22 protein-coding genes are annotated in these 23,502 nt (G+C 62.2%); 7 read left to right on the forward strand and 15 right to left on the reverse strand.

Going from position 1 to position 23,502, the window contains the following annotated elements; translation table 11 throughout:
• Nucleotides 1-22: 22 nt before the first annotated feature.
• The 5 genes from OEG79_RS16850 to rplM form a co-directional block, all read right to left on the reverse strand.
• Nucleotides 23-802, reverse strand: a complete 780-nt coding sequence (locus tag OEG79_RS16850) for a cytochrome c1 (protein WP_264146100.1) — start codon at nucleotides 800-802, stop codon at nucleotides 23-25.
• Nucleotides 802-2,013, reverse strand: coding sequence for a cytochrome b (locus tag OEG79_RS16855; RefSeq protein ID WP_264146101.1), 1,212 nt, complete (start codon nucleotides 2,011-2,013; stop codon nucleotides 802-804). Before OEG79_RS16855 ends, OEG79_RS16850 begins: the two co-directional genes overlap by 1 nt.
• On the reverse strand, nucleotides 2,013-2,606 hold the full coding sequence (petA, locus tag OEG79_RS16860) for a ubiquinol-cytochrome c reductase iron-sulfur subunit (protein WP_264146102.1): 594 nt from the start codon (nucleotides 2,604-2,606) through the stop codon (nucleotides 2,013-2,015). The genes OEG79_RS16855 and petA overlap by 1 nt, the downstream gene beginning before the upstream one ends.
• 254 nt (nucleotides 2,607-2,860) lie before the next feature.
• Entirely contained in the window at nucleotides 2,861-3,253 is a 393-nt protein-coding gene (gene rpsI / locus OEG79_RS16865; RefSeq protein ID WP_013714129.1) for a 30S ribosomal protein S9, read from the reverse strand.
• 14 nt (nucleotides 3,254-3,267) lie between these two features.
• A complete protein-coding gene (gene rplM / locus OEG79_RS16870; RefSeq protein WP_003242947.1) occupies nucleotides 3,268-3,696 on the reverse strand; it encodes a 50S ribosomal protein L13 in 429 nt (142 codons plus the stop codon).
• A gap of 248 nt (nucleotides 3,697-3,944) precedes the next feature.
• On the opposite strand from rplM, the gene OEG79_RS16875 reads away from it, so the two are divergent.
• On the forward strand, nucleotides 3,945-4,982 hold the full coding sequence (locus OEG79_RS16875; protein ID WP_264146103.1) for an NADP(H)-dependent aldo-keto reductase: 1,038 nt from the start codon (nucleotides 3,945-3,947) through the stop codon (nucleotides 4,980-4,982).
• On the opposite strand, the gene nfi is transcribed toward OEG79_RS16875, so the two are convergent.
• Both nfi and OEG79_RS16885 read right to left on the reverse strand, forming a co-directional pair.
• Nucleotides 4,979-5,692, reverse strand: coding sequence for a deoxyribonuclease V (gene nfi / locus OEG79_RS16880; RefSeq protein WP_264146104.1), 714 nt, complete (start codon nucleotides 5,690-5,692; stop codon nucleotides 4,979-4,981). The two genes, OEG79_RS16875 and nfi, sit on opposite strands and share 4 nt — an antisense overlap.
• A gap of 71 nt (nucleotides 5,693-5,763) precedes the next feature.
• Nucleotides 5,764-6,903: an acyl-CoA dehydrogenase family protein gene (locus OEG79_RS16885; RefSeq protein WP_264146105.1), complete on the reverse strand. Its 1,140-nt coding sequence runs from the start codon at nucleotides 6,901-6,903 to the stop codon at nucleotides 5,764-5,766.
• 233 nt (nucleotides 6,904-7,136) lie between these two features.
• Here OEG79_RS16885 and OEG79_RS16890 point away from each other — a divergent pair, with 233 nt between their 5' ends.
• Together OEG79_RS16890 and OEG79_RS16895 are read left to right on the forward strand one after the other, a co-directional pair.
• Nucleotides 7,137-8,039, forward strand: a complete 903-nt coding sequence (locus OEG79_RS16890; protein WP_264148740.1) for a GlxA family transcriptional regulator — start codon at nucleotides 7,137-7,139, stop codon at nucleotides 8,037-8,039.
• A gap of 109 nt (nucleotides 8,040-8,148) precedes the next feature.
• Nucleotides 8,149-9,111 carry a hypothetical protein gene (locus tag OEG79_RS16895; protein ID WP_264146106.1) on the forward strand — a complete coding sequence of 321 codons (963 nt, stop codon included), beginning with the start codon at nucleotides 8,149-8,151 and terminating at the stop codon, nucleotides 9,109-9,111.
• Between the two features lie 78 nt (nucleotides 9,112-9,189).
• Here the strand turns inward: OEG79_RS16895 and zapE are convergent, their stop codons facing one another.
• The 3 genes from zapE to OEG79_RS16910 form a co-directional block, all read right to left on the reverse strand.
• Nucleotides 9,190-10,284 (reverse strand): cell division protein ZapE, encoded by a 1,095-nt coding sequence (zapE, locus tag OEG79_RS16900; RefSeq protein WP_264146107.1) that lies wholly within the window; start codon nucleotides 10,282-10,284, stop codon nucleotides 9,190-9,192.
• 98 nt (nucleotides 10,285-10,382) lie between these two features.
• Nucleotides 10,383-11,729, reverse strand: a complete 1,347-nt coding sequence (locus tag OEG79_RS16905; protein WP_264146108.1) for a tryptophan--tRNA ligase — start codon at nucleotides 11,727-11,729, stop codon at nucleotides 10,383-10,385.
• A gap of 29 nt (nucleotides 11,730-11,758) precedes the next feature.
• Nucleotides 11,759-12,388 (reverse strand): alpha/beta hydrolase, encoded by a 630-nt coding sequence (locus tag OEG79_RS16910; protein ID WP_264146109.1) that lies wholly within the window; start codon nucleotides 12,386-12,388, stop codon nucleotides 11,759-11,761.
• 121 nt (nucleotides 12,389-12,509) lie between these two features.
• On the opposite strand from OEG79_RS16910, the gene OEG79_RS16915 reads away from it, so the two are divergent.
• Complete coding sequence (locus OEG79_RS16915) at nucleotides 12,510-12,941, forward strand: YhcB family protein (protein ID WP_264146110.1); 432 nt, start codon at nucleotides 12,510-12,512, stop codon at nucleotides 12,939-12,941.
• A 199-nt stretch (nucleotides 12,942-13,140) separates the two neighbouring features.
• Here the strand turns inward: OEG79_RS16915 and cysN are convergent, their stop codons facing one another.
• From cysN to OEG79_RS16930, 3 genes are all read right to left on the reverse strand, one after another.
• Nucleotides 13,141-15,036, reverse strand: a complete 1,896-nt coding sequence (gene cysN / locus OEG79_RS16920) for a sulfate adenylyltransferase subunit CysN (RefSeq protein ID WP_264146111.1) — start codon at nucleotides 15,034-15,036, stop codon at nucleotides 13,141-13,143.
• 12 nt (nucleotides 15,037-15,048) lie between these two features.
• Nucleotides 15,049-15,966, reverse strand: a complete 918-nt coding sequence (gene cysD, locus OEG79_RS16925) for a sulfate adenylyltransferase subunit CysD (protein ID WP_264146112.1) — start codon at nucleotides 15,964-15,966, stop codon at nucleotides 15,049-15,051.
• A gap of 131 nt (nucleotides 15,967-16,097) precedes the next feature.
• Nucleotides 16,098-16,856 carry a Nif3-like dinuclear metal center hexameric protein gene (locus OEG79_RS16930; RefSeq protein ID WP_264146113.1) on the reverse strand — a complete coding sequence of 253 codons (759 nt, stop codon included), beginning with the start codon at nucleotides 16,854-16,856 and terminating at the stop codon, nucleotides 16,098-16,100.
• Between the two features lie 110 nt (nucleotides 16,857-16,966).
• Between OEG79_RS16930 and algW the strand changes: the two genes are divergently transcribed.
• The 3 genes from algW (at nucleotide 16,967) to OEG79_RS16945 (ending at nucleotide 21,008) form a co-directional block, all read left to right on the forward strand.
• Nucleotides 16,967-18,109, forward strand: coding sequence for a Do family serine endopeptidase AlgW (algW, locus tag OEG79_RS16935; RefSeq protein WP_264146114.1), 1,143 nt, complete (start codon nucleotides 16,967-16,969; stop codon nucleotides 18,107-18,109).
• Between the two features lie 84 nt (nucleotides 18,110-18,193).
• The gene (locus OEG79_RS16940; RefSeq protein ID WP_413247518.1) at nucleotides 18,194-20,275 is read left to right on the forward strand and encodes a TonB-dependent siderophore receptor; all 2,082 of its coding nucleotides are present in this window, start codon (nucleotides 18,194-18,196) and stop codon (nucleotides 20,273-20,275) included.
• A gap of 13 nt (nucleotides 20,276-20,288) precedes the next feature.
• Nucleotides 20,289-21,008 carry a DUF4198 domain-containing protein gene (locus tag OEG79_RS16945; RefSeq protein ID WP_264146115.1) on the forward strand — a complete coding sequence of 240 codons (720 nt, stop codon included), beginning with the start codon at nucleotides 20,289-20,291 and terminating at the stop codon, nucleotides 21,006-21,008.
• Nucleotides 21,009-21,069: 61 nt separating this feature from the next.
• Here the strand turns inward: OEG79_RS16945 and hisC are convergent, their stop codons facing one another.
• The gene (gene hisC, locus OEG79_RS16950) at nucleotides 21,070-22,122 is read right to left on the reverse strand and encodes a histidinol-phosphate transaminase (RefSeq protein WP_264146116.1); all 1,053 of its coding nucleotides are present in this window, start codon (nucleotides 22,120-22,122) and stop codon (nucleotides 21,070-21,072) included.
• A 54-nt stretch (nucleotides 22,123-22,176) separates the two neighbouring features.
• Complete coding sequence (gene hisD, locus OEG79_RS16955; protein WP_264146117.1) at nucleotides 22,177-23,484, reverse strand: histidinol dehydrogenase; 1,308 nt, start codon at nucleotides 23,482-23,484, stop codon at nucleotides 22,177-22,179.
• Between the last annotated feature and the right edge of the window lie 18 nt (nucleotides 23,485-23,502).

The following is a 23,502-nucleotide window of genomic DNA, read 5'->3' on the forward strand; positions in this document are numbered from 1 at the left end:
GTTTCGCTACAACTCGAACGACTTAGTGAACGTCCTTCCAGTACTCACGCTTGAGCAGGTAGGCGAACACGAAGAAGAACGCCAGGTACAGCAGCACGTAGGTGCCGATGCGCTGGGACTTCAGCTTGACCGGGTTGGCCGAGTAGGCCAGGAAGGTCACCAGGTTCTTCACCTTCTCGTCGAACTCGGCCTCGCTCAGCTTGCCGGTGTTCGGTTCGATGGTCAGCTGATCACAGGCTTCGTGAGTGATCGGCGCGCCGGTCAGAGGGTCGAACTGCTTCTTGCCTTCGGTGACGACCTGAACCTGCTTGCAACCGATGACCTGATTGCCCTGCAGACCAACCAGAACGTTCGGCATACCCACGTTCGGGAACACCTTGTTGTTGGAACCCAGCGGGCGGCTCGGGTCGGCATAGAAGCTGCGCAGGTAGGTGTACAGCCAGTCGTTGCCGCGTACACGAGCCACCAAGGTCAGATCGGGCGGAGCAGCACCGAACCAGACCTTGGCATCTTCCGGCTTCATGCCGATCTTCATGTGGTCGCCGATCTTGGCATCGTTGAACACCAGGTTATCCAGCATGATTTCGTGCGGGATGCCGAGATCATCGGCAACGCGCTCGTAGCGCTGGTACTGGGCCGAGTGACAGCCCATGCAGTAGTTGGCGAAAGTACGCGCGCCGTCCTGCATGGCAGCCTTGTCGGTCAGGTCGATATCGACCTTGTCCAGGTGGACTGCAGCGCCGGCGGCGAAGCCGGCAACTGGCAGTACAGAGAGAATCAGTGCAGCGAAGAGCTTTTTCATCAGCCAGTCACCCTTTCCGGAACCGGTTTGGTCTTCTCCATCCTGGTGTAGAACGGCATCAGGATGAAGTACGCGAAGTACAGGATGGTGCACACCTGCGACAGCAGGGTACGACCCGGAGTCGGCGCCAGCACACCCAGTACGCCGAGGATGACGAAGGAGATGCAGAAGATCACCAGCCAGATCTTGCTCAGCCACCCCTTGTAACGCATCGACTTGACCGGGCTACGGTCGAGCCATGGCAGCACGAACAGCACGGCGATGGCGGCGCCCATGGCGATAACGCCGAGCAGCTTGTCCGGTACCGCACGCAGAATCGCGTAGAACGGGGTGAAGTACCAAACCGGAGCGATGTGCTCAGGAGTCTTGAACGGGTTGGCCGCTTCGAAGTTCGGCTTCTCGAGGAAGTAACCGCCCATCTCAGGGAAGAAGAACACCACGAAGCAGAACACGAACAGGAAGACCACGACACCGACGATATCTTTCACGGTGTAGTACGGGTGGAACGGAATGCCATCCAGTGGAATGCCGTTCTCGTCCTTGTTCTTCTTGATCTCGACGCCGTCCGGGTTGTTCGAACCGACTTCGTGCAGCGCGAGAATATGCAGCACGACCAGGCCGAGCAGGACGATCGGCAGAGCGATCACGTGCAGGGCAAAGAAGCGGTTCAGGGTAATGCCGGAGATCAGGTAGTCACCACGGATCCACTGAGTCAGGTCATCACCGATCACCGGGATGGCACCGAACAGCGAGATGATCACCTGGGCACCCCAGTAGGACATCTGGCCCCAGGGCAGCAGGTAGCCCATGAAGGCTTCCGCCATCAGACACAGGTAGATCAGCATGCCGAAGATCCACACCAGCTCGCGCGGCTTCTGATAGGAGCCGTAGAGCAGACCGCGGAACATGTGCAGGTAGACCACCACGAAGAACGCCGAAGCACCGGTGGAGTGCAGATAACGCAGGATCCAGCCGTATTCGACGTCACGCATGATGTATTCGACCGAGGCGAAAGCGCCTTCAGCCGAAGGTTCGAAGCTCATGGTCAGCCAGATGCCGGTAACGATCTGGTTGACCAGCACCAGCAGTGCCAGCGAGCCGAAGAAGTAGAAGAAGTTGAAGTTCTTCGGTGCGTAGTACTTGGAGAGATGGTCTTCCCACATCTTGGTGGCGGGGAAGCGCGCATCCACCCATTCCATGAATTTGCTCATCACGCGTTCTCCTGGTCCACACCGATGATGATCACATCATCTGTCTCGTAGGCGTGCGGCGGCACCGGCAGGTTCAGCGGCGCCGGCTGCGCCTTGTAGACACGACCAGCGAGGTCGTAACGGGAACCGTGGCAGGGGCAGAAATAGCCGCCAACCCAGTCCGGCCCCATATCGGCCGGTGCCACTTCCGGCCGGAAGGACGGCGAGCAGCCCAGGTGGGTGCACAGACCTACCAGCACCAGCAACTCCGGCTTGATCGAGCGGTTTTTCTTGTCCACGTACTCCGGCTGCACGGAAGCAGCGGATTCGGGGTCAGCCACGCTACCTTCGATCTTGGTCAGGTTGGCCAGGATCTCCTCGGTACGGCGCACGATGAACACCGGCTGACCGCGCCACTCAGCAACCATCTGCTGACCCGCCTCGATCTTGCTGACGTTCACCTTCACCGGTGCACCGGCCGCCTTGGCCTTGGCACTGGGGAACCATGACCCCACGAACGGAGTCGCAGCACCTACCGCCCCTGCTGCACCCACCACGGAGGTGGCTGCAACCAGGAAGCGACGCCGGCCTGCATTCACGCCGTCATTGCTCATTCAGTCGTCTCCCATCAGCTTTGTGGCCTGTTGTTCAGGCCTCTACTAAGTAAAAATCGGGCCGCGCAAAAAATTCGCCAAATGGTAAAGAAAAGCCCCTTTTCTGACAAGGTAATTACCCCGCAAGAGATCAGCGAAAGCCTTGGCGCGCGCGGCTTGCGCGTCTGCGGCACGTTGTCGCAGCACTTTGCCATGCCCATAAAAAACGCCCAGCTCCGTAAGGAAACTGGGCGCTTTTGGAAGCGTAGACGCGATTAACGCTTCGAGTACTGCGGACGCTTACGCGCTTTACGCAGACCGACTTTCTTACGCTCGACTTCACGGGCGTCACGAGTGACGTAACCGGCTTTACGCAGCGGGCTGCGCAGGGTTTCGTCGTACTCGATCAGAGCGCGAGTGATGCCATGACGGATGGCACCGGCCTGACCACTGACACCGCCACCGGCAACGGTAACGAAGATGTCGAACTTCTCGACGGTCTCGGTCAGCTCCAGCGGCTGACGCACGACCATGCGAGCGGTCTCGCGGCCGAAGAAGGTATCCAGGCTGCGATTGTTGATCGAGATGTTACCAGTACCCGGACGCAGGAATACGCGTGCGGTAGCGGTCTTGCGACGGCCAGTGCCGTAATTTTGAGTCGCCGACATAATGAACTATTCCGTTAAATCTTCAGTTCTTGGGGCTGCTGAGCAGTGTGCGGGTGAGCGGCACCCTTGTACACCTTCAGCTTACGGTACATGTCGCGACCCAGCGGGTTCTTCGGCAGCATGCCTTTGACCGCGGTCTCGATCACGCGCTCAGGAGCACGAGCGATCAGCTTCTCGAAGTTGATCTCTTTGATGCCGCCCGGGAAACCGGAGTGGGAGTAGTACTTCTTGTCGCTGGCTTTGGCACCAGTTACACGCACCTGTTCGGCATTGATAACGACGATGTAATCGCCGGTATCAACGTGCGGGGTGTACTCAGGCTTGTGCTTGCCACGCAGACGGCTCGCGATTTCGGTGGCCAGACGACCCAGGGTCTGACCAGCAGCATCAACGACGAACCAATCGCGTTTTACTGTTTCCGGTTTAGCAGTAAAAGTTTTCATTCTTTATAGCCTCAGGGGCCGCCCAGCAAAAAATAGACGGCGGATCTTACTGGATAGTGCGTACTTTGACAAGTCAAAGGCAGCCGCATACGGACGCTATCGGGGGCTCGGGTCAGCGCGTCCACAATACGGCAAGATTCTTCGGCAGGCGGCGCATCACTTCCACCGCAGAAAGAGGTGCCGGATTATCCGGATTGCGAAAAAAAATTCAACCTGCTTGTATGACTCTTTTACCCAAGGAGCACTTCATGGAATACCGCAAGCTAGGCCAAACCGGTCTCGATGTCAGCGCACTGTGCCTTGGAACCATGACCTGGGGCGAGCAGAACAGCGAGAGCGAAGGCCATGCCCAGATCGAGCGGGCCAAGGCCAGCGGCATCAATTTCATCGATACCGCCGAGATGTATCCGGTACCACCGCGCGCCGAAACCTACAGCAGGACCGAACAGATCATCGGCAGCTACTTCAAGCGCCACGGCGACCGTGGCGACTGGATTCTGGCCAGCAAGATCGCCGGCCCCGGCAACGGCATCAGCCATATCCGCGACGGCCAGCTGAAGTTCAACCGCGAGCACATCGTCGCCGCGCTGGACGCCAGCCTGAAACGCCTGCAGACCGACTGGATCGACCTGTATCAGCTGCACTGGCCGGAGCGCCCGACCAATTTCTTCGGCCAGCTCGGTTACAGACACCGGGAGACGGACTTCACGCCACTGGAAGAAACCCTGGAAGTGCTCGACGAACAGGTCAAGGCCGGCAAGATCCGCCATATCGGCCTGTCCAACGAAACGCCGTGGGGCACGATGAAGTTCCTGCAACTGGCCGAGAGCCGCGGCTGGCCGCGCGCGGTATCGGTCCAGAACCCCTACAACCTGCTCAATCGCAGCTTCGAGGTGGGCCTGGCCGAGGTGGCGATTCGCGAGCAGTGCGGCCTACTGGCTTATTCCCCCCTTGCATTCGGCATGCTCAGCGGTAAGTACGAAGGCGGTGCACGCCCGGCTGGCGCACGCATCAGCCTGTTCAGCCGCTTCGCCCGCTACACCAATCCGGAAGCCGAAGCGGCCTGCTCACGCTATGTCGCCCTGGCCCGCGAACACGGCCTGGATCCGGCGCAGATGGCCCTGGCCTTCGTCACCGCGCAGCCTTTCGTGACCAGCAACATCATCGGAGCCACCAGCCTGGAGCAACTGGACAGCAACCTGGCCAGCGCCGAGCTGAAGCTCTCCGAAGAAGTGCTCGCCGGCATCGAGGCGATTCACAAGGCGCAGCCCAACCCGGCGCCTTAAAAGAGTGAAGGCTGATCGTTCCTGGCGTCGCGGCGCGAGGCCAGGCGGTCAGCCAGGCGGGTAGGCTCGGGCAAACGGTGACGCCTGACACAGGCCATGACCAGCTCCGGCGCACGCTCAAGGCTGACCCGATTGCCCGGCGAGACGATCAGCGGCCGCACGCGATCCTTGCTGCGCAGCACCCAGCCGATTCGTTCGCCTCTCCTGCTCAGCAGCTCGACACGCGAACCGCGCGCCTCGTTCAGCTCGGCGTGATGCCCGGTCAGAATCTTCTTGGCCACCCCAATGGTCGGCAAGCCACTGACCACACCCAGGTGCGCGGCGATACCCAGGCCGCGCGGATGGGCGATGCCGTGACCGTCGACGAAGACCAGATCCGGCTCATGCGGCAGGCCGGCCAGCGCCCGAAGCAGAGCGGGCAACTCGCGAAAGGACAGCAGCCCGGGCACATAGGGCATGCTGGTGGGAATGCGCGCCACGCACTCGGCCAGCGGCTCCAGGGTATCGGCGTCCAACAGCAGCGCAGCTGCGCGGGTGATGCTTCCGCCCTCCTCGAAGCCGACATCCACGCCCGCTAGACATCGTAGCGGCGGATAGTCGTCATCAAGCTGTACTTGCCGGGCCAGCTGCGTCTGCAGCTCGCGGGCGGCCGCCGGACTGCCGTCCCAGCCCGTGAACGGGGCGGCAGCCAGCTCACTCAATCGCCTCATGAGGTTCTCCAGGCATTTCTGCCTTGGAACCGCGGAACGACAGCCGAGTTCGCCCCGCGGATCAAGCCCGACTAGACCAGCGAGCGGGAAATGATTTCCTTCATGATCTCGTTGGTGCCGGCATAGATGCGCTGTACCCGCGAGTCGGCCCAGGCGCGGGCGATCGGGTATTCCCACATGAAGCCGTAGCCGCCGTGCAGCTGCACGCACTCATCGATCACCTTGCACTGCAGATCGGTGGTCCAGTACTTGAGCATCGCCGCAGTCGGCACATCAAGCTTGCCCTGCAGGTGCAACTCCAGGCAGCGGTCGATGAACACCCGCCCGACCTGGATCTCGGTAGCCATCTCGGCCAGCTTGAAGCGCGTGTTCTGGAAGTCCGCTACGGCCTTGCCGAATGCCTTGCGCTCGCGGGTGTAGTCCAGCGTCCATTTGAGCGCCGCTTCGGCCGAAGCCAGCGCACCAATGCCCACGGTCAGGCGCTCCTGCGGCAACTCCTGCATCAGATAGGCGAACCCCATACCCGCCTGCCCCAGCAGGTTCTCCTTGGGTACGCGCACATCCTGGAAGAACAGCTCGGAGGTGTCCTGCGCCTTCATGCCCACCTTTTCCAGGCGCTTGCCCTTGGAGAAGCCCGGCGTATCGGCTTCCACCAGGAACAGGCTGGTGCCCTTGGCGCCGGCCTTCGGGTCGGTCTTGGCCACGACGATCACCAGATCGGCCAGCCAGCCATTGGTGATGAAGGTCTTCGAGCCGTTGATCACGTACTCATCGCCATCGAGCACGGCGGTGGTCTTCACGCCCTGCAGGTCGGAGCCGGCGCCCGGCTCGGTCATGGCGATGGCGCTGACCATCTCGCCGCTCACCAGCTTGGGCAGGTAGTACTGCTTCTGCGTCTCGCTGCCGTAATGCAGGATGTAGGGCGCAACGATGTCCGAGTGCAGCGAGAAGCCGATGCCGGTCAGCCCCAGACGACCGATTTCCTCGATCACGACGGTGCTGTAGAGGAAGTCGGCTGCCATGCCGCCATACGCCTCGGGAATGTGCGAGCAGAGCATGCCGGCCTCGCCCGCCTTGTTCCACAGCGCCCGATCGACATGACCGTCCTTCTCCCACTGGTGATGGTAAGGCACCGCTTCCTGTTCGAGAAACTTGCGCACGCTGTCTCGGAACAGTTCATGGTCGGAGCTGAATAGGGTTCTGGGGATCATGGCACTACCTGTGGGTCATCTGGATTCAGCGCTCGACTTTAGCCAAGCAAACGCTTGCTTACACTGGACACAAGCGCCAAAAAATAAGACGATCCAGCCACCTAGTGACCACTTAGCCTTTATAAAAACAACATATGGTTAATCATCAGTCAGGCGCGTTACGGCGCGTCAGCATTCTCGCCACCGATGGCGTGTTCGCATCCACCCTCATGCAGGCCAAGGATTTCTTCCATATGGCCGGCATCCGTTACGCCAAACAGCAGGGCCTTGGCAATCAGCCCCCTTTCGAGATCCGCCTGGTCAGCCCCGACGGTAAACCGGTGGACAGTTTCAGCAACGTCCGAATCCCGGTCGACGGCGGCCTTGAGGCCTGCGACGTGATCATCCTGCCAGCCTTCTGGGACGACTTCGATGTACTCAGTCGCCGTTACCCACAGGTATTGGACTGGCTCAAGCGCCAGCATGCCAGTGGTACTGCAATCTGCGGCGAGGCCAGCGGGGTGTTCTGGATGGCCGAAGCCGGCCTGCTCGACGGCAAGGAGGCAACCACCTACTGGCGCTTCTTCCGCGAATTCGCCGAACGTTTCCCCAAGGTCCTGCTTAATCAGGACAAGCACCTGTCGGATGCAGACAACCTGTATTGCGCTGGCGGCGTCACCTCGGCCTGCGACCTCTACATCTACCTGATCGAGCGTTACTGCGGTGCGGGTGTGGCCCAGGGCGTGGCCCGCGACATTCTCTACGAGGTACAGCGCAGCTATACCCCCGGACGCATCGGCTTCGGCGGGCAGAAGCTGCACCAGGACGTTACCGTGCTGCAGATCCAGCACTGGCTGGAAGAGCACTATGCCGACAAGTTCCGCTTCGAGGACGTCGCCCGCGAGCACGGCATGAGCATTCGCAACTTCATGCGCCGCTTCCAGGGCGCCACTGGCGACAAACCGCTGCATTACCTGCAACGCCTGCGTATCGAAACCGCCAAGAGTCTGCTCTCCTCTACCCGCAAGAGCATCAAGACCATCAGCTACGAGGTCGGCTACGACGACGCCAGCTTCTTCGCCCGTCTGTTCCGCCAGCACACCGAGCTGTCGCCCAACCAGTACCGTCGGCAGTTTCAGCAGAAGGACCAGAGCTGAGCGTCTCATGACGGGGGCGGCAAAGCGCCAGCCCACCCTTGGTTAGGTTGGCGCCTCGCAGCAGCGCCCTATGATCGGCGGTGAACATAACAACAACAGGTTCACCGCCATGCGCCGTTTATTGATTGCCCTGCTTGCCGCCTGCAGCCTCAGCGCTGCGGCGGCCGATGACTGGAAACCCTTTCCCTTCGAACAGAGCGCCTACGACTACAGCGGCGACAAGCTGCGCCAGGCCTGGCCGCAACTGACCCGCGGCTTCGGCGCCTATCCCTTCCCCGACGCAGGCTGGGTGATGAGTATGGCCGCCCGGCATCCGCAGGCTCTGGAGAAGACCGCGGCCGCCGGCACCGGCTTTGCCGACAAGCCCGAAGACGCCGAGGCCTATGCGCAGAAATTGCAGGATGTCTGGCGCCTGATGTTCCGTGGTGACTTCGCCCAGGCCCGGGAGCAGGGCATGGCGCTCGGCGTCGGCGGGCAGATACCGGCGATGTTCGCCCAGGTCATGCATGCCGTGTTCCTCGAGCCGGATCAGGCCGAGAAGCACCGCCTGCTGGAAGAGGTGATCGCCCACACCGATGCGGCCGGCGACCTGGTGCAGACCGATGCCGTCGCACAATTCGGCCGCGTCTATGCCAAGGCACGCCTTGGCGAGGAACTCTCGGTGCCGGTGGTGCTCAAGCACGGCTACACCTCGCAGATCCCCCGGGAGCTGGACAGCCTGCTGGCCGGAAACCCCAGACAACCCTTCGCCCTGGCCCTCTACGGCGGATACGAGGCCGGCGTGATCCGCAAGGTCGGCAAGCTGGTGGGCAAGATGACCTACGGCGTCAGCGCCGACAAGATGGAGACCTACTTCCAGCGCAGCTTTCAGGCTCGCGACGACCTGCCCATCAGCCACTACGAATATGCCAACGCGCTGACCTACGTGTACGGCGACGCTGAACAAGACAAGGTCGTCGAACACCTCGAGCGTGCCGTGGCAATCGAGCCGATCAGCGCCATGGAAGCCCTGGAGGTGGCCCATGCGCGAGACCTGCTGGCCCAGCACCGGCAGAAACTGGCGAACAACTGAAAGAGCCGCCACATGGCGACCCCGGCCCGCCAACGAAAAAGGCGACCTTGTGGGGCGCCTTTTTCGTATCGCTGAACCTCAGGGCCGGTGTGGGCGCGAGAGGAACTCGTGCGACTGCATTTCCAGCAGACGGCTCAGCGTACGCTGGAACTCGAAGCTGAGGCGACCGCCGGTGTAGAGATCCTTCAACTCCACTTCGGCAGAGATGATCAGCTTGACGTTGCGGTCGTAGAACTCGTCCACCAGGTTGATGAAGCGGCGCGCCATGTCGTCCTTGGCCACGCCCATCTGCTCGACGTTGGCCAGGATCACCGCGTGGAAGATCTTGCCCAGCTCGATGTAGTCGTTCTGGCTGCGCGGGCCATCGCAGAGCTCGCGGAACTCGAACCAGGCCACGTCCTCGCACACGCGCACGGCATTGATCGCGCGATTCTCGATCATCAGCGGCTCGTTCTCGAGCATGTGGGTGCAGTCCGGCAGCAGACTCTGGAAGCTCTTGCGCAGGCTCTCCTCGGCCGCCGGGCCGAGCGGGAAGTGGAACAGCTCGGCCTGCTCCAGCGCACGCAGGCGATAGTCGACGCCGCTGTCGACGTTGACGATGTCGGTGTGTTCCTTGAGCAGGGCGATGGCCGGGAGGAAACGCGCGCGCTGCAGACCATCCTTGTACAGACCGTCCGGCACGATGTTGGAGGTAGCCACCAGCGATACGCCATTCTTGAACAGCTCTTCGAGCAGCGTGGCGAGGATCATCGCGTCGGTAATGTCGCTGACGAAGAACTCGTCGAAGCAGATTACCCGCGCCTCGTCGGCGAAGCGCTTGCCGATGATGGTAAGCGGGTTCTTCTCGCCCTTGAGGGTTTTCATCTCCTCGTGCACGCGCTTCATGAAGCGGTGGAAGTGGGTACGCATCTTCTGCTTGAACGGCAGCGCCTCGAAGAAGGTATCGACCAGATAGGTCTTGCCGCGCCCTACCCCGCCCCAGAAGTACAGGCCCTTGACCGGCCCCTGCGGCTTCTTGCCGAACAGCTTTCCTATCAGCCCGGACTTGCCCTGTTCGCGCGCGATCAGATCGTCATACAGACGCTGCAAATGGCGGACAGCATTTTCCTGGGCCGCATCATGGAAGAAGTCGGGCCGCTTGAGGTCGGCCTGATAACGCTCTAGGGGGGTCATGATTCGTTAGCCGGGCAAGTAAAAACGGGGGCGTCACTTTAGCGACGCCCCCGTTTGTTGGCAATCATGGCCGTAGCCCGGATTTCATCCGGGCTACTTCACTCCTGCGGGGCCAATGCCTCGCGCAGGCGGGCGATGGCAGCCTCCACGGCCTGAGCATCGGCGAATTCGGGGCTGCTGGCCACGTTTTCACCGTCGATCCACACCGAGAAAGCCAGGCCTTCGGCGCGCACATCAAGCGTTTCGCCGGACTGCAAACGCTTGTTGACCATGCCGGCAGACTTGCCATCAGCGAAGGACTTCGATAGCAGCAGTTGCTCGCCGTCGGCGTCCAGCAGACGGAAGCGGAAGCTGCCGTCGTCATCACGGAAGCTGACGAAGCGCGCACTCTTGCTGACTTTCTTCTTCTCGCCGGTAGCCACCTGCACCTGCTCACGGAACGAGCGCAGGCCCACCGCCTCGCGCAGTTCACCGAGGAACGGCGTGGCGATCCTGCGAGCCTTGGCTGCACCGGCGAGGAGAATGTCCTCCAAGTCGGCCGGCTTGGCGATCAGCGCGTTGTAGCGCTCGCGCGCCTCGCCAAGGGTGTCTTCGAGCAGTTGGTACAGGCGATTCTTCGCCTCGCCCCAGGCCAGACCACCTTCCAGGTCGGCGCGGAACTCGGCCTGCTGCGACTGGCTGGCGAAGGCCTGGTACAGGGTGAACAGGTGCGAACCCTCGGCATCCTTCGGTTCGCCCGGTGCGCGCGAGTCGGTAACGATACGCGCCACGGCATCCTTGAGCTGCTTGGCGGTGCCGAACAGCGGGATGGTGTTGTCGTAGCTCTTGCTCATCTTGCGCCCATCGAGGCCCGGCAGGGTCGCCACCTCCTCCTCGATCACCACCTCGGGCAGGACGAACAGATCCTTGCCCTTGCCGAACAGATGGTTGAAACGCTGCCCGATATCGCGGGCCATTTCCACGTGCTGGATCTGGTCACGGCCAACCGGCACCTTCTGGGCGTTGAACATCAGGATGTCCGCCGCCATCAGCACCGGGTAGCTGAACAGGCCCATGGTCACGCCGGCATCCGGGTCTTCACCGGCTTCGATGTTCTTGTCCACCGAGGCCTTGTAGGCGTGGGCGCGGTTGAGCAGGCCCTTGCCGGCCACGCAGGTCAGCAGCCAGCACAGCTCGGGAATCTCGGGGATATCGGACTGGCGGTAGAAGGTCGCCTTGTCGGTATCCAGTCCCAGCGCCAGCCAGGTCGCTGCGATCTCCAGGCGCGAACGCTGGATGCGCGCCGGGTCATCGCACTTGATCAGCGCGTGATAGTCGGCAAGGAAGTAGAACGAGTCCATCTGCGGGTCGCGGCTGGCCGCGATGGCGGGGCGAATGGCACCGGCGTAGTTGCCCAGGTGGGGAGTGCCGGTGGTGGTGATACCGGTGAGGATACGGGTGGTCATGAGTTTCGCTTAGAAATGACTGAAAGAACTTACAGGCGAGGCAACAGCAGATCCTTGAGATCCGTCAGCTTGCCGTGAAAAAAGTGACCGCATTCTGCCACTTTCAACAGCTCATGGGCACGCCCGAGCTTGGCCGACCAGTCGTAGACGACCTGTGGCTCGATCACTTCGTCGGTATCGGGTTGGATCACCACCAGCGGGCATTGGCTGGCCGGCGGCGTATCGGCCGTCAGGCGATGCACTGCCGGCGCGACCATGAACAGCTTGCTCGGCACTCGCCCCTGCGCCTCAAGACGCGCGCCCAGCGCAGCGGCGACGAAACCACCAAAGGAAAAGCCCAGCAGCGTGATGGGCAGATCCGGATACTTTTCCAGCAGCCAGGTGGCGACGGCTTCGGCGTCGTCCACTTCGCCGGTGCCCATGTCGTGGCTACCGGCGCTGGCACCAACGCCGCGATAATTGAAACGCAATGTGTGATAGCCACAATCACGCGCAGTGCGCTGCAGCGTGGACACCACCTTGTTGAGCATGGTGCCACCCTGCACCGGGTTGGGATGGCAGACCAGCGCCACGCCTCGGGCGTCGGCTACCTCCAGCAAAAGGGCTTCGAGCTGGCCCGCCGGGCCTGGAATGAAAAGAGGGGTTTCGCGACTGAGCAACACTGAACTCCGTGACCCCGCACCGGGTCGACTCGTCTAGCAAACTGCCTGTGCGGTAAACGTATACAGCACAGGTTCGAGCCGCTAACGTAAAGCAAAGCCGTTTTGAGAGGAAGGACTCGTGGAACAGACCGTTACTGCCTGGTTGATACCCGCTCTGACCCTGGTGGTCGGCATCGCCGTGGGCTTTGTGCTCGCCCGCCTGGCCCCCAATGCTGCACCGGGCCGTACCCAGCGGCAGATGGATGAAATGCAGGCGCGCTTCGAGGCCTACCAGAACGAAGTGGTGACCCACTTCAACACCACCGCCAGCCTGGTGAAGAAACTCACCCAGAGCTATCAGGAAGTGCAGGAGCACCTGTCCGACGGCGCCAACCGTCTGGCCCTGGACGAGCTGACCCGTCAGCGCCTGCTGGCCACCCTCAACAGCACCGAAGCAGGCGAAAAACGCGACCGCCTGACGCCGCCGAAGAACTACGAAATGCCCAAGGACTACGCACCGAAGAGCGACGGCCCGGGCATGCTGGACGAAAGCTACGGGTTGAAGAAGTAACCCGCCGGCCGGAAACAACGAGCCCCGCAATCGCGGGGCTTTTTATTGACCGCGGTTGTGGACTACGCGGGACGGTAGAAGCGAATTCATTCGCGATCATCGTAAGCCCATATCGCGAATGAATTCGCTCCTACAAAAGAAACCCCACAAACGATGAGCCCCGCTAATAAGCGGGGCTCATCATGCAGCATCGCGAATGTCAGATCGCGCCGCGGCTACGCAGCAGATCGAGCACCGCCTTGACGCCCTCCTCGACCGACTGGGTCTGGGTGTCGATCACCAGATCGGCATCCAGCGGTACGTCGTAAGGGAAGCTTTCGCCCGGGATATTGTCACCACCGGCAGCATACAGCCCCTGCGGGTCGCGCTCGGCGCAGATCTGCGGCGAAGCCTGGACGTAAACGGTAACCAGACGCTCGCTGCCGATCAGCGCCTTGGCCTGTTCGCGGCCTTCGGCATCCGGGGCAACGAACGCAGCCAGGGCGATCAGGCCCGCTTCGTTGAACTGACGCGCCACATGAGCGGCGCGGCGCCAGTTCTCGGCACGGCCGGCGCGATCCTGCGGCAGCCCCTTGTTCAGATCGTGACGCAGGTTCTGACCGTCGAGTACGTAAACGGCACGGCCCATGTCGAACAGCTTGCGCTCGACCGCATAGGCCAGGGTGCTCTTGCCGGCGCCGGACAGGCCGCTGAACAGCACGGTGGCCGGCTGCTGGCCGAAGCGCGAGGCACGCTCCTCGGTCGATACGTGTGCCAGACGGCCATGCTGGCCGCTGCCATGGGCGACCGGGTCGGCGATGATCATGCCGGCACCGACAGTGCCATTGGTCAGGCGGTCGATGACGATAAAGGCACCGGTGGTGCGGTTGTACTCATAACCGTCCAGCGCAATGGGCGCGTCCAGCGCGATCCTGACCCGGCCGATTTCGTTGAGTTTCAGCTCGCTGGCGGCACCCTGCTCCAGGGTGTTCACATCGACGCGATGAGCGATGCTCGGAATCGAACCCGGCACATAGCTGGTGGCGCGTTTGAAGTCGTATTTCTTGCCCGGCAGCATCGGCTCCTCGCCCATCCATACCAGCATGGCCTCGAAGCTGTCGGTCACCTGCGGCAGGTTGTCGGCATGCACCAGCATGTCGCCACGCGATACGTCGATCTCGTCTTCCAGGGTCAGGGTGATCGCCTGGCCCGGACCGGCATGTTCCAGCTCGCCCTCGAAAGTGACGATGGACTTGACCTTGCTGGTCTTGCCTGAAGGCAGCGCCATGACCTCATCGCCCTTGCGCACGATGCCGCTGGCCAGGGTGCCGGCGAAGCCGCGGAAGTTGAGGTTGGGGCGGTTGACGTACTGCACCGGGAAACGCAGGTCGTCGAAGTTGCGGTCACCCGCCACTTCCACGGTCTCGAGAATCTCCATCAGCGACTGGCCGGTGTACCAGGGCGAGCGCTCGGACCTGTTGACCACGTTGTCGCCCTTGAGCGCCGACATCGGCACGAACGCGAGGGTGGTCGGGCGCAGGTTGATCTTCTCGGCGAAGGCCAGGTAGTCGGCCTTGATCTGCTCGAACACGCCCTGATCGAAGTCCTTCAGGTCCATCTTGTTGACGGCAACGACGATGTGCTTGATGCCCAGTAGCGAGGCGATGAAGCTGTGGCGCCTGGTCTGGGTCTGCACGCCGTAACGGGCGTCGATGAGGATGATGGCCAGGTCGCAGGTCGAGGCGCCGGTGGCCATGTTACGTGTGTACTGCTCGTGGCCGGGTGTGTCGGCGATGATGAACTTGCGCTTGGCGGTGGAGAAGTAGCGGTAGGCGACATCGATGGTGATGCCCTGCTCGCGCTCGGCCTGCAGGCCGTCGACCAGCAGCGCCAGGTCGATGTCATCGCCGGTGGTGCCGACCTTCTTCGAATCCTTGGTAATGGCTTCCAGATGATCTTCGTAGATCATCTTGGAATCATGCAGCAGACGGCCGATCAGCGTGCTCTTGCCGTCGTCGACGTTGCCGCAGGTGAGAAAGCGCAGCAATTCCTTGCGCTCGTGCTGAGCCAGGTAGGCAAGAATGTCCTGGCTGATCAAATCGGATTGGTGACTCATGATGCGCGATCCTCAGAAATAGCCCTGACGTTTCTTCTCTTCCATCGAACCGGCCTGGTCGTGGTCGATGACCCGGCCCTGGCGTTCGCTGGTCTTGGTCAGGAGCATCTCCTGGATGATGTCCGGCAGGGTCGCCGCCGTGGACTCCACCGCGCCGGTGAGCGGGTAGCAGCCAAGGGTACGGAAACGCACCATCTTCTTGGTGATGCGCGCCTTCTCCTCATCGGAGAGATGCTCGAGGATGCGTTCATCGTCGATCATGATCAGCGTACCGTTCTTCTCGATCACCTCGCGTTCGGCGGCGAAGTACAGCGGCACGATCGGGATCTGCTCCAGATAGATGTATTGCCAGATGTCCAGCTCGGTCCAGTTCGACAGCGGGAACACGCGGATCGACTCGCCCTTCTTGACCTTGCCGTTGTAGATGTTCCACAGCTCGGGACGCTGGTTCTTCGGATCCCAGCGGTGCTTGCTGTCGCGGAAGGAGTAGACACGCTCCTTGGCGCGGGACTTCTCTTCGTCACGGCGCGCACCACCGAAGGCGGCGTCGAAGCCGTATTTGTCCAGCGCCTGCTTGAGGCCCTCGGTCTTCATCACGTCGGTGTGCTTGGCACTGCCGTAGGTGAAGGGGTTCATGTCCTGCGCCACACCATCGGGGTTGATGTGGGTGATCAGGTCCAGGCCCATCTCGCTGACCATCTTGTCGCGGAAGCTGTACATCTCCTGGAACTTCCAGCGCGTATCGACGTGCATCACCGGAAACGGCAGCTTGCCGGGAAAGAACGCCTTGCGGGCCAGATGCAGCATCACGGCTGAATCCTTGCCGATGGAATAGAGCATCACCGGGTTATCGAATTCGGCGGCCACTTCACGAATGATGTGGATGCTTTCCGCCTCCAGCTGCTTCAGATGGGTCAGTTTGTCGAGCATGGCTACTCACGGTTTGCTGTTATGGGCCGGCGGGCCGTGGACGAGCGCGCACTCTAACACAGCACCTGCTTATACTCAGGGCGCTGCTTAGATCGAAACGATCTAGAGTTATACCCGCTGGTGCGGGCGTTTCAGATCGGATTGGGACAGTCGATGAACAGGTGCTCGAGGGCGAAACGCCTCGCCAGATAATCACCCAGCGCCTGCACGCCATAGCGCTCGGTGGCGTGATGACCGGCGGCGATGAAGCTCACGCCATTTTCCCGTGCGCTGTGGAAAGTCTGCTCGGAGGCTTCGCCAGTCAGGTACAGGTCGACTCCGGCAGCGATGGCCTGGTCGATATAGCCCTGGCCACCGCCCGTGCACCAGCCAACCCGACGGATCAGGCCTCCGCCTTCGACCAGCAGCGGCTCACGCCCCAGCGCCTGCTGAACGTGGCGGGCAAAATCGCGGGCGTTCATCGGCTCAGGCAGTGAACCGACCAGACCGACGGTACGAGGATTTTCCGGCTCCAGCGGGCCTTCGACGACGATGCCGAGCTGGCGCGCCAGCTGCACATTGTTACCCACCTCGGGATGCACATCGAGCGGCAGGTGATAGGCCAGCAGGCTGATGTCGTGAGTCAGCAGCGCTTTCAGGCGACGCTGCTTCATACCGGTGACGCTGGGGTTCTCGCCCTTCCAGAAATAGCCGTGATGCACCAGCAGAACATCGGCTTGCGCCTCGATGGCGGCCTCGATCAGCGCCTGGCTGGCGGTAACCCCGCTGACGATACGGCTGACCTGCGGGCGCCCCTCCACCTGCAGGCCATTAGGGCAATAATCGCTGATGCGCGACGCGTTCAGAAACGCGTCAGCTTCTTCCACTAGCGTGGACAGGGCAATGGCCATGAAGATTCCTCTCAAGCTGTTGCGGGCCGCTGCCTTATTGGCGAGCTCCTCACTATAATGCGCCACCTTAAGGGCCGCATTTGGCCCCCGCAACCCTCAGGATTGTCCCGATGCCCCAGGCACTGCGTTTTCTCGGTTGGCCATTGCTGGTCGGTGTGTTGCTCGCACTGCTGCTGATCCAGCGCTACCCGGAATGGGTAGGCCTGCCGAGCCAGGACGTGCAGCTGGTGCAGGCACCGGTCTACGGTCGCCTGCAGGAAGGCCCCGTGTCCTACGCCGAGGCGGTCGATACCGCGTCGCCAGCGGTGGCCAACCTCTACACCACCAAGCTGGTGAGCAAACCGGCGCACCCGCTGTTCGAAGACCCGACGTTCCGCCGCTTCTTTGGCGACAACCTGCCGCGCCAGCAACGTATGGAATCGAGCCTCGGCTCGGCGGTGCTGATGAGCCGAGACGGTTATCTGCTGACCAACAACCACGTGGTCAGCGGCGCCGACCAGATCGTCGTGGCCCTCAAGGACGGCCGCGAAACCCTGGCACGGGTAATCGGCAACGACCCGGAAACCGATCTGGCGGTCCTGAAGATCGACCTGCCCAATCTGCAGGCCATCACCCTCGGTCGCTCCGACAACATACGCATCGGCGACGTCACCCTGGCCATCGGCAACCCCTTTGGCGTCGGCCAGACCGTGACCATGGGCATCATCAGCGCTACCGGGCGCAACCAGTTGGGCCTCAATACCTACGAGGACTTCATCCAGACCGATGCCGCCATCAACCCGGGCAACTCCGGCGGTGCGCTGGTCGATGCCCACGGCAATCTGGTGGGGATCAACACGGCGATCTTCTCGAAATCCGGTGGTTCTCAAGGTATCGGCTTCGCCATACCGGTGAAGCTGGCACTGGAGGTGATGCGCGCGATCATCGAACACGGCCAGGTGATCCGCGGCTATCTGGGCGTCGAGGTACAACCGCTGACGCCGGAGCTGGCGGAGTCCTTCGGTCTGGAAGGCCGCCCGGGCATCGTCGTCGCCGGCGTTTACCGCGACGGCCCGGCGCAGAAGGCCGGGCTGCAGCCTGGCGACCTGATCCTCAGCATCGACGGCGAACCGGCCAGTGACGGCCGCCGCTCGATGAACCAGGTAGCGCGGACCAAGCCGGGCGACAAGATCAGCATCGAAGTGCTGCGCAACGGCAAGTCGCTGCAGCTGACTGCAGAGATCGGTATTCGTCCTCCCGTCAACGGCAACTGATCGACCAGCATTTTCATCTGGGAATTTTTCTCGACTGAGTTTAATGTAATGTTATTACATTAAACTCAACTTCGGAGATTTCCCTTGCGCACCACCACCATCCTGCTTGCCGGCAGCCTTCTGACTCCCTGCGTTCCTGCTGCCGAACCTCCGGCGCAGCTGGCCGACAGCATCGTCACCGCCCCCGGCGAACAGGCCGACGGCCCCGTGCAGGGCTACCGCGCCAAACGCTCGGCCAGCGCAACCCGCACCGATACACCGATCAGCGAAATACCCCAGGCCATCAGCGTGGTCCCTGCTCAGGTGCTTGAAGACCTTGGCAGCGCACGCATCGACCGTGCTCTGGATTTCGCCGGCGGCGTATCGAGGCAGAACAACTTCGGCGGCCTGACCTTTCTCAACTACAGCGTGCGCGGCTTTACCACCGGCGAGCTGTATCGCAACGGCTTCGCCATCAACCGCGGCAGCTACGGCTCGCCGGACACCTCATCCATCGAACGTCTGGAGGTGCTCAAGGGGCCGGCTGCCGCACTGTACGGGCGCGGCGATCCGGGCGGGCTGGTCAACATCGTCACCAAGCGCCCTCAACAGGAAGCCTTCACCCAGTTCAAGGCCAGTGCCGGCCGCTGGGATCGCTATCGCAGCAGTCTCGACGTCAACAGCCCGCTGAATGACGACGGCTCTCTGCTTTCGCGGGTCAATCTCGCAGTGGAGGACAACGGCAGCTTTCGCGATCATGTAGGCAGCCAGCGACAGATCGTCAACCCGACGCTGACCTGGCAGCTTTCCCCCGACACCCTGTTGATGATCGACAGCGAGTTTTCGCGCACCGACTCGGTATTCGACCGTGGCATCCCCGCCGTGGACGGCAAGATGGGGGCGGTCAGGCGTTCCACCTACCTCGGCGAACCCAACGACGGCAAGATTCGTAACGACAATCAGCTGCTACAGGCCAGCCTCGAGCACTACCTGAACGACGCCTGGAAGCTGCGCCTGGCCAGCCACTACAGCCAGGGTACGCTGGACGGTGCCAGTTCCGAGCCGTCGCGGCTGATCGGCGATCATGTCACGCGCTTCTACCGCGAGCGCAGCTTCGAATGGAACGACAGCATCACCCAGGCCGAGCTGCATGGACAGTTCGAGTTGGCCGGCTGGCAGCACCAGACGCTGCTGGGCCTGGAGTACGAGAACTACCGCAACAGCCAGAAGTATCCGCAAAGCGTCACCGGCCTGGGCTACGGCCAGGACATCTACAACCCGATCTATGGTCGGCCCAAGCCTGCCATCGTCAATCCCAACGACTTCCACGAGCACACGCAAAGCTACGCGCTCAATCTGCAGGACCAGATCATCTTCAGCGAGCGCTGGAGCGGCCTGCTCGGCCTGCGCCTGGAGCGATTCGAACAGACCGCACTGAACCGCAGCACGCAGGTCAGCAACGAGCAGACCAAGGACGTCGCCACGCCGCGCGCCGGCGTGCTCTACCAACTGACGCCGCAGATCGGCGTGTTCGCCAACGCCTCGATGTCGTTCAAACCCAACTCCATTGGCGCGCAGGGACAGGTATTCAAACCGGAGAAAGGTCTCGGCTACGAAACCGGCCTCAAGCTCGACCTGTTCGACAGTCGCATCGGCGCCACGCTGGCGCTGTTCCACATCGAGAAGGAAAACGTACTAACCGCCGACCCGAACAATCCTGGCGACAGCATCGCCGCCGGCGAGGCACGCAGCCAGGGTCTGGACCTGCAGATCAGCGGCCAGCTCAGCGACGCGCTGCGAGTGATCGGCGCCTATGCCTACATCGACGCCGAGGTGACCAGAGACAACAGCATTCCCGAAGGCAGCGACCTGCTCGGCATCGCTCGCAACAGCGCCAGCCTGATGGGTGTCTACCAGTTCCAGAACGGATCGCTAAGAGGCTCTGAACTCGGCGCCGCCCTCAACTATGTCGGGGATCGTTCCGGGCAGACCGGCAGCGACTTCGAACTGCCGGCCTACACCACCGTCGACCTGCTCGCCCGCTGGCAGGCCACGAACGACCTGAGCCTGGGCCTGAATCTCAACAACCTGTTCGACCGCAAGTACTACGAGCGCTCCTTCAACAACGTCTGGGTAATGCCCGGCGACCCACGCAACCTCAGCCTCAGCCTGACCCTCAACCTCTGAATCGGAGATTCATATGCGTATTCCTGCCTACCTGCTCCTCGCCAGCCTGTTCGCCAGCAGCAGCGCCCTCGCCCACGGCCTGTGGACCGAAGAGCGCCGCGGCAACATCGAAGTCGTCTATGGTCATGGCGCCGAGGATGACGCCTTCAAGGCGGAGAAGATCAGCGGCGCCTGGGCCTACGATGCCGCCGGCAAGATGATCCCGGTGACCGTCGAACGCCTTGCAGACCATGCCCGTCTCCACCCCGTGAGAAAACCGGCCGTGCTCGGCGTGGCACTGGACAATGGCGCCTGGTCGAAGACCCCGGACGGCGAGTGGATCAACCAAGGCCGCAGCCAGGTGGCGGACTCCACCGAGTCACTACATACCTACAAGTACAGCCTGGCGATCTACGCCGAAGGCGCCAAGCTACCCGATCTCAAGGCGCTGAAACTGGTCATCCTTCCGGAGACCGACCCGCTCAAGGTCGGCCCTGGCCAACCGCTGCCGGTACGTGTGCTGGCAGACGGCAAGCCGCTCGCCGGCGTCGAGCTGGTCGGCGATTACCGTGGCGCGCCCCATCAGGTCAGCGCCAGGACCGATGCCGAGGGTCGTGCTCAGGTGGTGGTACGCAACGAGGGGCTGAACATCATCAGCGCCTCGGTCTACCTGCCGGTGGAAAACGATCCGGACATCGAAAGCCGGGGCCTGTTCACCTCGCTGACCTTCCTCGGCGCGCCGCATCACGAGTAACCCGCCATGAAAAAAGCCGGTGACGCTGGAGCGACACCGGCCTTATTTCAATAGCGCCTGGTTACAAGTCTTGCAGAGCGTCCAGCAGCGCCTGATTCTGCTCTGCAGTACCAATGGTGATACGCAGGAACTGGGCGATGCGCTGCTGCTTGAAATGACGCACGATCACGCCCTGCTCGCGCAGCCCGGCCGCCAGGGTAGCGGCATCCTTGTCCGGATGACGGGCGAAGACGAAATTGGCTGCCGACGGCAATACTTCGAAGCCCAGCCCCTGCAGGCCTGCCACCACCGCTTCGCGGCTGGCGATCACCTGCTGGCAGGTCTGTTCGAAATACTCGCGATCCTCGAATGCCGCCGCCGCACCGGCGATGGCCATGCGATCGAGCGGATAGGAGTTGAAGCTGTTCTTGATCCGCTCCAGCGCCTCGATCAGATCGGCATGACCGACCGCGATGCCTACGCGCAGACCGGCCAGCGAGCGCGACTTGGACAGCGTCTGGGTGACCAGCAGGTTCGGGTACCTGTCGACCAGGGCGATGGCGCTCTGGCCGCCGAAGTCGATATAGGCCTCGTCCACCAGCACCACCGAATCCGGGCTGCCCTGCAGCAGGCGCTCGACTGCCTCCAGCGGCAACAGGCAACCGGTCGGCGCATTGGGGTTGGGGAAGATGATGCCGGCGTTGGGCCGGGCATAGTCCTCGACGCGAATCTGGAACTGCTCGTCCAGCGGCAACGCCTGGTACTCGATACCGTACAGGCCGCAATAGACCGGATAGAAGCTGTAGGTGACATCCGGGAACAGCAGCGGCTTGTCGTGCTGGAACAGACCATGGAAAGCGTGCGCCAGAACCTCGTCGGAGCCATTGCCGACGAACACCTGGCTGGTCTGCACCCCGTAATAGTCGGCCACGGCCTGCTTCAGGCGCTCACCATTGGGGTCCGGATACAGGCGCAGGTCATCGTTCAGCTCGGCCTGCATGGCCGCGATGGCCTTCGGCGACGGGCCATAGGGATTCTCGTTGGTGTTGAGCTTGACCAGCTTGCTCAGCTTGGGCTGCTCGCCCGGCACATAAGGCACCAGGTCCTTGACGAAGGGGCTCCAGAACTTGCTCATCTGCCCTTCTCTCCTCGAATACAGGGAATCATGAGGTGCGCCAAGCGCACCCGGTCACTTGATACGGTACTCGGCACTACGCGCATGCGCGGTCAGCGATTCGCCGCGGGCCAGCACCGAGGCGCTCTTACCAAGCTCCGACGCGCCGTCCGGCGAGCAGAAGATGATCGACGAGCGTTTCTGGAAGTCGTAGACACCCAGCGGCGAGGAGTAGCGGGCGGTACCGGAAGTCGGCAGCACGTGGTTGGGACCGGCCACGTAATCACCCAGCGCTTCGGCGGTATAGCGGCCCATGAAGATGGCGCCGGCATGACGAATCTGCGGCAACCATGCTTCCGGCTCGGCCACCGACAACTCCAGGTGCTCCGGTGCGATGCGGTTGGCCACTTCGATCGCCTGAGCCATGTCGGCCACCTGGATCAGCGCACCACGGCCTTCCAGCGAGGCACGGATGATCTCGGCGCGCTCCATGGTCGGCAACAGCCTGGCGATGCTTTCGGCAACACGATCAAGGAAGGCCGCATCCGGGCTGATCAGGATCGACTGGGCATCTTCGTCGTGCTCGGCCTGAGAAAACAGGTCCATCGCGATCCAGTCCGGATCGGTCTGGCCGTCGCATACCACGAGAATCTCCGACGGGCCGGCGATCATGTCGATACCCACCTTGCCGAACACGTGGCGCTTGGCAGTGGCAACATAGATGTTGCCGGGGCCGACGATCTTGTCCACCGGCGGCACGCTCTCGGTGCCATAAGCCAGCGCAGCGACAGCCTGAGCGCCACCAATGGTGAACACGCGATCGACCCCGGCAATGGCGGCAGCAGCGAGGACGATCTCGTTGATCTCGCCGCGCGGAGTCGGCACCACCATCACCACTTCAGGCACACCGGCAACCTTGGCCGGGATGGCATTCATCAGAACCGAAGACGGATAGGAAGCCTTGCCACCCGGCACGTACAGGCCGGCGCGGTCAAGCGGAGTGACCTTCTGGCCGAGCACGGTGCCATCGGCTTCGGTATAGCGCCAGGAATCCTGCTTCTGTTTCTCGTGGTAGCTGCGCACGCGCTCGGCAGCCACTTCGAGGGCCTGGCGCTGCTCGGCGCTGATGCGGGTCAGGGCCAGTTCCAGACGCTCACGCGGCAGGATCAGGTCGGCCATGGAGGCAACCTCCAGCCCATCGAAACGCTGGGTGTATTCAACCAGAGCAGCGTCACCACGCTGGCGCACGGCCTGGATGATCTCCAGTACACGCTGGTTGACGCCATCATCGGACACGCTTTCCCAGCTCAGCAGATGATCCAGGTGTCGCGCGAAATCCTGATCAGCGGCGTTGAGTCGGCGGATGGCGATAGGAGCGGTCATGGCAAAGCCTCGTGTAAG

The sequence above is a fragment of the Pseudomonas sp. Z8(2022) genome (genome assembly GCF_025837155.1).
Taxonomy (GTDB): Bacteria; Pseudomonadota; Gammaproteobacteria; order Pseudomonadales; family Pseudomonadaceae; genus Aquipseudomonas.